This is a genomic window from Paenibacillus jilunlii, assembly GCF_900102965.1.
GTDB classification, from domain to species: domain Bacteria; phylum Bacillota; class Bacilli; order Paenibacillales; family Paenibacillaceae; genus Paenibacillus_AQ; species Paenibacillus_AQ jilunlii.
This window is the reverse complement of sequence record NZ_FNGM01000031.1, coordinates 46943-57488: the sequence shown is the minus strand read 5'-3', so window position 1 is coordinate 57488 and position 10546 is coordinate 46943. Positions and strand designations below refer to the sequence as shown.

Genomic DNA, 10546 nt, shown 5'->3' with positions numbered 1-10546 from the left:
ACCGTCACTCCGGCAGCAGTTACTCTACCGGACGTTCTTCCCTGGCAACAGAGCTTTACGATCCGAAAACCTTCATCACTCACGCGGCGTTGCTCCGTCAGGCTTTCGCCCATTGCGGAAGATTCCCTACTGCTGCCTCCCGTAGGAGTCTGGGCCGTGTCTCAGTCCCAGTGTGGCCGTTCACCCTCTCAGGTCGGCTACGCATCGTCGCCTTGGTGGGCCGTTACCCCACCAACTAGCTAATGCGCCGCAGGCCCATCCTCTAGCAGCAGATTGCTCCGCCTTTCATCCCAAACCCATGAGGGTCAAGGAATTATCCGGTATTAGCTACCGTTTCCGGTAGTTATCCCAGTCTAGAGGGTAGGTTGCCTACGTGTTACTCACCCGTCCGCCGCTAAGCCAGGTTGGAAGCAAGCTTCCAACAAGACTCCGCTCGACTTGCATGTATTAGGCACGCCGCCAGCGTTCGTCCTGAGCCAGGATCAAACTCTCCAAATTGGTTTTTCCGGGTGGCTACTTCACCCGAATCACTCCGAGGAAATAACCATCCGAAAAAGATATTAGAAAGAGCGATTGCTCATTTTGAAACATCTGACGAGAATTTGCATTCTCTGATGAATTTTCAAAAGCGTGAAACACGCCGCGAAACTCATCTCTTTTGGACCTCACTTGCGTGAAATCCCACTCACTCGTTGTTCAGTTTTCAAAGATCAAGTTCTCATTTTCTTGCATCGTTGCTTGTCAGCAGCGACCTTTATAATATATCACAGCGCCCTCATTTTAGTCAACCTTTTTTTAATTTCTTTTTTCGGTTGTCTTCCGCGTGCTTTGCAGCAACTTAACCGCGTCAGAGGGACGAGTTATAATTTAACACAACATTAACACAAGAGTCAACTATAAATATTCCCTCAAATGACTTTCTCATGTGAAAAAAAAACAACAAAAAAAGAGAGCATATGCGCCTCTCCTTATCCATTCGTATTATTCTTTATATTCACAAGGTATAGCGTACAGCATGACCATCCCCGGCATCCTCTGCCCACGAAGCAATCTCCCTTATTTGTGAACGGGATACCAGCTTGCGCAGTACCAGCGGCAGTTCGGCGCCAAGCTGGCTAAGTCCGGAGTGCTGAAGCAGTTCTTTTATACTCCAGGGTTCCTTGCGGCTGCCCAGTATATTCAACAGTATGGTACAGCAATCTGACATCTTGGACATAATGGAAAACTCACAAGCCAGCAGAATAAGCTCCACTCTCTGGTCCAATGTCTCCGTACTGACGGTCAACTCCTCATACAGTTTATGAACGGATGAATTCAGGCCTTTGATTTGCTCCCACACCGCCGGATCAGGAAAACAGCCTGCCTCGCTTACTTCTATACGCGCCCAGTGATATAAAGCGATCAATACACAGTTGTAAGCATCCATAGTGCAGCCAGCTTCCATATACCGCTTAGATTTCACATACATATGCAGGAATCTGGAGAACTCCATAAACAGTATCCGTTCCTTAATCGGCCCCTGAAACTGGATGATCTCCCGGCGCATTTCACCCAGGATTCCCTGGGGGTCCCAAATGACTTCACCTGCAATCAGGCTGGTGAGGAGTTCATTGTTATCCCCTGCCATTACCGCTCTCTCCAGAGCGGAAAGACTTACATGGACGGACTGTGTGCGCCGTTCACCGGCCATGGTATGAGTAATAATGCGTTCCTTCTCCTGTTCCTCATGCAGCATCAGTACCACCATATCAAAATCATGGAGAAGCGCGCTCTGAAACGGAGTATTGCCGGTCTGATGCAGGGCTACAGCTCCAAGTACACTCTCGTCAAACGTCTCCCCACTAAAAAGGGTCAAATTGGACAGTTCCATACTTCCCTCCATCAAATTTGGCGATTTTGCGTCTGTCAGTTATAATTCACTTAAATATTAATATTCTACGTATTCATGGCAGTTCCTCCTGGACAACGGAACTATATTTCAGTTAGGAGCAAATACTCATGAAGTTTAAATCGGCTAAAATCAATGCTTTTCGCACTTGGGGCCTGCTGCTTACCATGCTGGGAATGGGCCTGATGATCTTGGGAACGGCGGGCATTGTATTCTGGGGTTCGGCCGGAAAGGTTGTTGCTGCAATCGGGCTTGTCATCGGCTTGGTGTCTATGATTGCCAGTCTGGCGATCTATTTTTGGGCAGGTATGCTCTCAACAAGCGCCGTGCAGGTAGAATGTCCGGAATGCCACAAGCTGACCAAAATGCTGGGAAAAACTGACCGATGCATGTTCTGCCATACCATTCTCACGATGGATCCCGCACAGGCAACGATCACTGCGGAGCAGCTTGAAGGACAGCAGCTCAAGCATTAGCTTATCGCATTTGTATGTTATACAAGTGGAAACGGCTCTGCCGTCCTTATACCGGACGGTAACGTTTCAGCGGGAAATATAAGGATAATTTATTGCGTGAATCATATAAATTCTAATATTTCAAAAAAACAGGGGTTCCCTTAAGGGAACCCCTGTGCTGTATCTGTCTATTCGCTTATCTGCTGCAAGGTCTCCCAAGCCTCTGGAACGGCAAAGCTGCGGTTCCAGGAGCCAATGCCTCCTAACCCGAAGGATTTGGCCAGCTCTACCCTGGCTTTTAACGAAACCTTATCTTCTATCCAGATCTTGCGAAGGACACCGTCCTCCGTATACTCTACGTAATTCTGACCTGAATCCTTATCCAGCACAGGCTTCAATTTCTTTTCAGCCAGTATTTCCTGAACGGCATTCATGCTGACGGCTTTGGAACTGACTTTGGTTTTTCCGTCTTTTATGGTTTCCGACCAAATGCGTGTATACAGCGGGATACCAAGTATCAGCTTTTCTGCAGGAACGTCATCCTCTTCGAGGATACGCCTTACGGACTTTTCCACCCATGGCAGCGAAGCCACAGAACCTGCGGTAGGGCTGGACGCCCAATGCTCATCGTAAGCCATAACAATTAGAAAATCAGTAACTGCGCCAAGTGCGCGGCGGTCCAGAAAGACCGACCACATCTCACTGTTCGATTTTGGAGTCACGTCCATTGAGACAATGAGGTTTTTGGCTTGGGCCATAGGCTTCAGCTCCCGCATGAACTGCGTAACGTTCTCTCCGTCCTTGGTGTAGACATTTTCAAAATCGATATTAATTCCATCGAGACCGTATAGATCAGCATATTCCAGCATCTGCACGATGGCATTCATCCGCTTCTCATAGCTTGACAACGCCTGGGTGGTAAGGTCGGCATTGAAGCTGTTGGTCAACAGCCCCCAAACCTCCATCCCTTGCTGATGGGCCCACTGTACGTAGGCACTGTCAGCCTTGCTGCGGACGTTTCCTTTTATATCGACGATCTCAAACCAGGTAGGACTGACCACGTTAACTCCTGGAAGAGCACCAAATTTAGCGGGGTTAGGCTTACGTTCATAGACCGCTTCCCAGTAAAGATTCACAGGCTTGCCTTTCCAGCTTCGCTCTGCGCGTGAGGGAGTGGCCGGTTTCACATCGACTGCCTTCTCTCCGCCTTTAATGATATCGTTTGCTTTGACATAGCCTGTAAAGCCGCTGTCCATCTGTACGTACAGCCAGTCCTCATTGTCCGCGTTCCAAATCCTCACCACCGTTCCGGGAGACATATCGGCCACTATAGGTGCATGGATGGTCGCTTCACTGCGCAGAGGTTGGGTTTTGCCGCCTTCTTCGCCCTTGACTTTGCCGAGCGGGACCTTTTCTCCAGCGGTCATCAGCAGAACAGCCCCGGTGTCCTTGTTCTCTTCTACCTCAAAGCCGTACAAATTTTCAAGCGTGTCCGCGGGCAGGTAGGTCATCCCGTTTTTTTCTTCTGGCGCCAGACGGAGCTGGAGCGGTTTATTATTCAGACTGGCGGTTTTAGTATCTTCTTGCATATATAAAAGCTCATTATTTGTCGATAAGATTACAGACTTGGTATCTTCTTCATAACGGATAGATGAGTCTACATATTTCTGGAGCAGCGGAAGCGGTAAAAGCAACGCGTCCCCGTTACCTGAAGCGGAATAGCCCGTCAGCTCTCCTTTGACAAAAACAGGCTGTTCTAACCCTTTCCAATCAGGATCGGTATGCAGACGGTTCGGCAATACATAAAAAACAACCCAGTAGGCTGCAGCAGCTATAATGACAAGTCCTAGTAAACGGCGAAAAAGACCTCCGCGTTTCTTGACGCGTCTCTGTCTCTGTCTTCTATTCAAATTGTACCTCCAGATCACTAATAGAATTATACTGCGGGAAAACCATTCTAACAGTATACGCTATCTCCAGCGCTCCGGTTGCGCAAATCTGCTGGAAGAGTTGGGCTTAATTGATAGGATGACATAAAAAATCATAAAAAATTCAAAAAACGTGAGGTCTCCGTTTCCGGATTCCGCACGTTTAAAATGACTCTCACTATTCAGAACTTACTGTGTCTTCTCTGTGCAGCATTTGCAGATTCCGTACAGCTCCATCCGCAAACCATGGATTTTGAACCCTGTCGCCTGCTCAGCGCGCTGTTCCACCTCATGGAGCGATGAATAGCTGAAATCCTCAATCCGGCCGCATTCCTGGCAGATAACATGATAATGATCAGATACATTGGCATCAAAACGGCTGGAATTGTCGCCGTAGGTCAGCTCGCGGACCATCCCCGCTTCCATGAACATCTTGAGGTTGTTGTATACTGTTGCCACACTCATGCTTGGAAACTGCGGCTCAAGCGCACGGTAAATATCATCTGCCGTAGGATGATTCATCGCTTCCATCAAATACGATAGAATCGCATGACGCTGGGGCGTAATACGGACACCGGTTGTCTTCAGTTGTTCCAATGCATGCTGTACGCCACTACCCATCAATGCCACCGCCTTTTAATAAAAAACATAATAATAACTATAATGTAATTGTAAGACCGGGCTTTCAATGTTGTCAACGAAGTCATTACATTATATTGATTATTATATAATAAAAATTACTTAATTCAATATTTCCTCACATTTAGGTTGCTGTTACCTTCCACATGCAGCTTAAATTCGCCTGTGCCTACTTCGCCGGAGATATTTTTTTTGTCGATGGTCAGCTCCGGAATATCAGAAACGATATCGCCATAACCGCTGGAGCCGTCCACGGTATAATTTCCCGATGCGGGCAGGTACAGGTCAATATCACCTACCGCGCTGTAGATATCCCAGTTGCCTCCGAAGTCGGCAGAGCGAATATGGATTTTGCCGTTGAGGGATTCGGCCTTTAGCTTCGATCTGGCCCCGTTAATCTCCAAGTTGCCGTTCTTGCTGGACAGCTCCATCTGATCTCCGCTCCCCGCAGCCGAAATATTGCCAACAGCGGTTGAAAGCTTAAGCGCCCCTGTTACATCCCAGGCCGCCATATCCCCGCCGCTTGTCGCCAGATCCACACTGCCCTGAACCGTTCTGGCACGTACGGCCCCGTTCAGTGTTTTCCCTTTGACGTTGCCGAAAATACGGTGGAGGATCAATTCCCCATTCCCGGTCTCCATATTGATATCCTCTATGGCCTCCACATTCTGCAAGGTAATGCCTCCGTTCATCGTCCGCACCTCCAGATTAAAACGGCGGTCTTCAGGCAATGAAATCTCAAGGTCCATCCGCGGCTGGCGTTTGCCGGAGTCTCCATAGGCCTTGCTTTTGGGGATGATTTTGATCGTATTCCCTTCAGTTACATCTACAAAGGACTGCTCCGAAATCGCCTCCGCAACAGCACCCTCCAACTGATCCACCCATACGGTTGTTGCGACTTCAATATCCTCGACAGGTGCGCGGTGAATCAGAATATCACCGTTGATGCCGTCTACAGTTATTTTGGAGGTCCCTAATTCAACCGGAATAACGATTGGAGCCTTCTGGAATTTACTTCCCTTGGCTTCGCCATAATCCACAGCCGCTGCGGTCAGATTAAGACTGACCCTATTCCATAGATGGAGATAATGTTCCTGTTCCGAAACAATAAACACACAGGCCGCGAGCACGACCGCAGACAGCAGACCCCGCAAATCCATACGTGAACGGGATCGGCCTCTACCCCGGTCCAGGCGCCGTGAAAATAAGTAAATGAACAGATACTCCAGCCCCCAGAGCACAGCTATAATCGGCCACCATTTCAATAAGATCAGCATATGATCGGTTCCGTTTCTCCAGTCCAGAAACAAGAGAACACCGACGGCTATGAGCAGCGCAGAAGCTGAGTATCTGCCAACCCGGCGGCTGCGCCGTTCATTGCCGTTCTGCCAGGAGAGCACTTTTACGATCTCGCGGACAGCAAGCCATACTCCGCAAGCTGCCAATACCGCCGCAACCGTCACACCGGCATAATGCCCGATGAAATATTGCAGCCAGACCGGCTTTTGCTGGAAAAGAAATAGCAGCGCACCACCGAGAAGCAGCAGAAGCCCAAATGAAATCCCCGGTTCACTGACCAGACGGCGCCGTTGTCCATGCGGTTTCGGAACTTGCGGGAACTCAGGGTCCTGCTCTCCAGGCAGACGCAGAAGCCGGTCGGCAGACTGCAGCACATCGAACACATTGTAGAAATATAGTACCGGAATCATCAGAGCCAGCAATATGAGCAGCGGCACATTAATCTGCATGCCAATCGACGAGAAGTAGAGCAGTGCAGCAATATCAAGCAGAATGATAAAAATAAAAGAGATTCCTTTGCGAAGCAGCCCGAAGTAGATATGCCCCGTGCCCGGAATGATCGCTGCCAACAATCCGGCAATGAATTTGCGTTTGCGGCGGGGACGCCGCTTCAGGCGCGGAGGAATTAAAGGCAGCTTTTGTTGCTGATCAGCTTCTCCTGCTTCTACAGCAGGGCCATACTCTCCTTCCTCCTGCACAGGAAGCATGGCAGAATCATTAGGCTCGGGACTCATTTCGTGACTCCTCCTGTCGTCATAACGTTCATTCTTGATATTCAAAGCCGGCCGCTCCGGTGAAATTCAATCAATTCGACACCGGGAGCAACTTCTTCAAGTCCGGCAGGCACAAATCCATGTTTGGTATACAGTGCAACAGCCGGCTCATTAAGCTTCCCTGTAGATACGATGAACTGGTCCATATCCGGGTATTGCCCGAAAATATATTCCAAAAGCCTCCCTGCCACTCCCTGGCGGAAAAAATCCGGATTAACCATCATTCGGGTCACAGTAAGCCTGCCGGATGATTCTTCCTGGACGGCAACAGCGCCCATTAACTCACCGCTGTCGTCGAAGCTGCCATAGAAACACTCTTTTGAGCGGCTCAGCATGTCTCTGGTCTCCAGCAGCGGCGGGATTTCATGGAAGCCTATCCTCTCAGCCTCCAGCCTGTACGCTTTATGCTGAAGGCTCCAGAGCTCGCTAAGGATATCCCCATTTTGCAAATCCAGCCTGATTATTATGCTCATCCGCACATTCCCCTTATATGCCGCGAAAGGCCTGCCGTTAACCGACAAGCCCTACCGCCTATGTTCTACTGTATATTAACCAAAAAGCGGGTAAAGCCTAGCTGTTCAGCACTTCTGCGAGCAGCGTATTGACCAGCCCCGGATTGGCTTTGCCTTTGCTCTCCTTCATAACCTGTCCCACGAGGAAGCCGATCGCCTTTTGCTTGCCTGCCTTATAATCCTCAACGGACTGTGGATTGGCAGCCACAACCGCTTCAACGATCTGCTTGATCGCCCCCTCATCGCTGATTTGCACGAGGCCTTTTTCCTCAACGATTGCCGCCGGAAGCTTGCCGCTCTCCAGCATCTCCTTGAAGACGGTTTTGGCAATTTTGCTGCTGATGGTTCCGCCTGCGATCAGACCAATCATTTCTCCCAATCCTTGCGGGGTGATCTTCACCTGGGATAGTTCCAGCCCCCCACTGTTCAGATACCCCAGCAGATCACCCATCATCCAGTTCGCAACGGCTTTGGCATCCTTCGTATAAGCCAGACTGCCCTCGAAGAAATCCGCGAGCGGCTTGGAGGAGGTCAGCACACCGGCATCGTAGGCGGTAAGTCCATATTCCGTGCTGTAACGGCTCTTCCGCGCATCCGGCAGCTCTGGAATGCTTGCCCGGATGGATTCCTTCCAGGCATCATCAATATGCAGCACAATCAGGTCAGGGTCCGGGAAGTAGCGGTAGTCATGCGCTTCTTCCTTGCCGCGCATGGACAGCGTTTTGCCCTGGGCTTCGTCCCAGCGGCGGGTCTCCTGAACGACAACACCGCCATCGTCCAGAATCTCACCTTGGCGGAACTGCTCGTATTCAAGTCCGCGCAGCACACCGCGGAAGGAGTTCATGTTCTTAAGCTCCGCGCGGATGCCGAATTCGGCCTGGCCTTCCGGCCGCAGGCTGATGTTGGCATCGCAGCGCATCGAGCCCTCTTCCATCTTCACATCGGATACGTCGCAATACTGCATAATGGCACGGATCTTCTCCAGATAGGCGCGTGCCTCCTCCGGAGAACGCAAATCAGGCTCAGAGACGATTTCAATCAGCGGTGTTCCCACACGGTTGAAGTCCACCAGTGAAGCAAAGCCGCCGTCCACATGGGTCAGTTTGCCGGCGTCTTCCTCCAGGTGCAGACGGGTGATGCCGATCCGTTTGGTTTCTCCGTCCACCTCAATATCAATCCAGCCGTTCAGACCGATAGGCTGGTCGTATTGGGAGATTTGGTAGGCCTTCGGCGAATCGGGATAAAAATAATTTTTGCGGTCAAATTTGCTGACGTCGCCGATCGTGCAGTTCAGTGCCATCGCTGCTTTCATGGCATATTCAACGGCCTGCCGGTTCAATACCGGCAAGACGCCTGGATGCCCCAGACAGACAGGACAGGTATGTGTATTGGGCGGAGCACCGAATTCCGTGGAGCAGCCGCAGAAGATTTTGGACTTGGTATGAAGCTCCACATGAACTTCCAGTCCGATGACCGTTTCGTATTTAGCCATATCTATTCTCATTCCCTTAAAAGTTTTGTGAGCCTATACTCCTGCTTGAGTATCATCGTAAAAACCCGCTCCGAAGCTCAGACATCCCGGACAGCTGCAATTACAGCTGCGGGAGCTGCTTGTGATGATCCGTATGCTGTTCAAAGGCATGCGCAACACGCAGAACGGTGCGCTCATCAAATTCTTTGCCGATAATTTGCAGACCTACAGGCAGCCCTTCGGCAAAGCCGCAGGGAATGCTGACCGCAGGAATGCCGGCGAGACTGACAGGAATCGTCAAAATATCATTCAAATACATGGTCAATGGATCTTCGATCTGTGATCCGAGCTTGAAGGCTGTAGTAGGCGCAGTAGGTCCGATAACCACATCATACTTCTGGAATACTTCGTCAAAGTCCTGCTTAATCAAAGTCCGCACCTTCTGCGCTTTCAAATAATAAGCGTCATAGTAGCCGGAGCTAAGTGCGTAAGTACCCAGCATAATCCGCCGCTTAACCTCGGCTCCAAAGCCCTGGCTGCGGGAATTATGATACAGCTCAAGCAAACCTCCACCATCATCGGCTCGTACCCCGTAGCGGACACCGTCAAAGCGGGCCAGGTTGGAGGAAGCCTCCGAAGATGAAAGCAAATAATAGGTTGCTACTGCATATTCGGTATGCGGCAAAGAAACTTCTTCCCAGACCGCACCAAGGCTTTCGAGCACTTTCAGTGCAGACAGCACGGTGTCGCGGACAGAAGCATCCACGCCTTCGCCGATGTATTCCTTGGGCACTGCAATCCGCAGGCCGGTGATATCACCTGTGAGGGCACTGAGATAATCTGGAATATCCACTTTTGCTGAAGTCGAATCCTGGGCATCGTAGCCTGCAATGGCCTGCAGCACATAGGCAGAATCCTCGACATTCCGTGTAATCGGGCCAATCTGATCCAGGGAGGAAGCAAACGCGACAAGTCCATAACGTGAAACCAGGCCATAAGTCGGCTTAAGTCCCACTACTCCGCAATAGGACGCGGGCTGGCGGATAGAGCCACCGGTGTCGGAGCCGAGAGCAAACAATACTTCTCCGGCAGCCACTGCTGCTGCAGATCCACCGCTGGACCCGCCGGGAACGCGTTCCAAATCCCACGGGTTGCGGACGGGACCAAACGAAGAATTCTCATTGGAGCCGCCCATGGCGAACTCGTCCATATTCAGCTTGCCGATTGTAACGGCATCCGCCTGCCGCAGCTTGGAGACGACAGTCGCATCATATATAGGCTGGAAATTGGAGAGGAATTGACTGGCGCATGTAGTGCGCAACCCTTTGGTGACAATATTGTCCTTAATTCCGGCCGGAAGGCCAAAAAGCAGTCCACGGGCTGCTCCGGAGGCCAGTTTATCGTCCAGCTCGCGTGCAGAAGCACGGGCCCCTTCCTCATTTAAAGTTAAAAATGCATGCACCTTACCGTCGCGCTCCGCAATGGCAGCCAGAGATTCCTCTGTCAGTTCGCCAACCGAAATCTCCTTGTTGTGCAGCATGTTATGTAATTCAGGCAATCGATATTGAAACAGGCTCAATA

8 protein-coding genes and 1 rRNA gene are annotated in these 10546 nt (G+C 50.6%); 1 reads left to right on the top strand and 8 read right to left on the bottom strand.

Features of this window, described 5'->3' with window-relative positions:
• Positions 1–498 (bottom strand): 16S ribosomal RNA (locus BLQ82_RS29915); the annotation flags it as partial.
• 496 nt (positions 499–994) lie between these two features.
• Positions 995–1870: a nucleotidyltransferase-like protein gene (locus BLQ82_RS29910; protein WP_062519020.1), complete on the bottom strand. Its 876-nt coding sequence runs from the start codon at positions 1868–1870 to the stop codon at positions 995–997.
• A 128-nt stretch (positions 1871–1998) separates the two neighbouring features.
• Here BLQ82_RS29910 and BLQ82_RS29905 point away from each other — a divergent pair, with 128 nt between their 5' ends.
• Complete coding sequence (locus BLQ82_RS29905) at positions 1999–2364, top strand: DUF2614 family zinc ribbon-containing protein (RefSeq protein WP_062519018.1); 366 nt, start codon at positions 1999–2001, stop codon at positions 2362–2364.
• A gap of 167 nt (positions 2365–2531) precedes the next feature.
• Here the strand turns inward: BLQ82_RS29905 and BLQ82_RS29900 are convergent, their stop codons facing one another.
• From BLQ82_RS29900 to gatA, 6 genes are all read right to left on the bottom strand, one after another.
• Complete coding sequence (locus BLQ82_RS29900; protein ID WP_062519015.1) at positions 2532–4253, bottom strand: glycosyl hydrolase family 18 protein; 1722 nt, start codon at positions 4251–4253, stop codon at positions 2532–2534.
• A 207-nt stretch (positions 4254–4460) separates the two neighbouring features.
• Positions 4461–4892, bottom strand: coding sequence for a Fur family transcriptional regulator (locus tag BLQ82_RS29895; protein WP_020426262.1), 432 nt, complete (start codon positions 4890–4892; stop codon positions 4461–4463).
• Between the two features lie 125 nt (positions 4893–5017).
• Positions 5018–6943 (bottom strand): DUF4097 family beta strand repeat-containing protein, encoded by a 1926-nt coding sequence (locus tag BLQ82_RS32900; protein ID WP_244281057.1) that lies wholly within the window; start codon positions 6941–6943, stop codon positions 5018–5020.
• A 41-nt stretch (positions 6944–6984) separates the two neighbouring features.
• Positions 6985–7455 (bottom strand): GNAT family N-acetyltransferase, encoded by a 471-nt coding sequence (locus BLQ82_RS29885; RefSeq protein WP_062519013.1) that lies wholly within the window; start codon positions 7453–7455, stop codon positions 6985–6987.
• Between the two features lie 97 nt (positions 7456–7552).
• Positions 7553–8986, bottom strand: a complete 1434-nt coding sequence (gene gatB / locus BLQ82_RS29880; protein WP_208810718.1) for an Asp-tRNA(Asn)/Glu-tRNA(Gln) amidotransferase subunit GatB — start codon at positions 8984–8986, stop codon at positions 7553–7555.
• A gap of 100 nt (positions 8987–9086) precedes the next feature.
• Complete coding sequence (gene gatA / locus BLQ82_RS29875) at positions 9087–10544, bottom strand: Asp-tRNA(Asn)/Glu-tRNA(Gln) amidotransferase subunit GatA (protein ID WP_062519010.1); 1458 nt, start codon at positions 10542–10544, stop codon at positions 9087–9089.
• Positions 10545–10546: the final 2 nt, after the last annotated feature.

Excerpts from the sequence above, each read along its gene's own strand:
- BLQ82_RS29910 (WP_062519020.1), bottom strand. The coding sequence starts at position 1,870 with ATGGAACTGTCCAATTTGACCCTTTTTAGTGGGGAGACGTTTGACGAG.
- BLQ82_RS29905 (WP_062519018.1), top strand. The coding sequence starts at position 1,999 with ATGAAGTTTAAATCGGCTAAAATCAATGCTTTTCGCACTTGGGGCCTG.
- BLQ82_RS29895 (WP_020426262.1), bottom strand. The coding sequence starts at position 4,892 with ATGGGTAGTGGCGTACAGCATGCATTGGAACAACTGAAGACAACCGGT.
- BLQ82_RS32900 (WP_244281057.1), bottom strand. The coding sequence starts at position 6,943 with ATGAGTCCCGAGCCTAATGATTCTGCCATGCTTCCTGTGCAGGAGGAA.
- BLQ82_RS29885 (WP_062519013.1), bottom strand. The coding sequence starts at position 7,455 with ATGAGCATAATAATCAGGCTGGATTTGCAAAATGGGGATATCCTTAGC.
- gatB (WP_208810718.1), bottom strand. The coding sequence starts at position 8,986 with ATGGCTAAATACGAAACGGTCATCGGACTGGAAGTTCATGTGGAGCTT.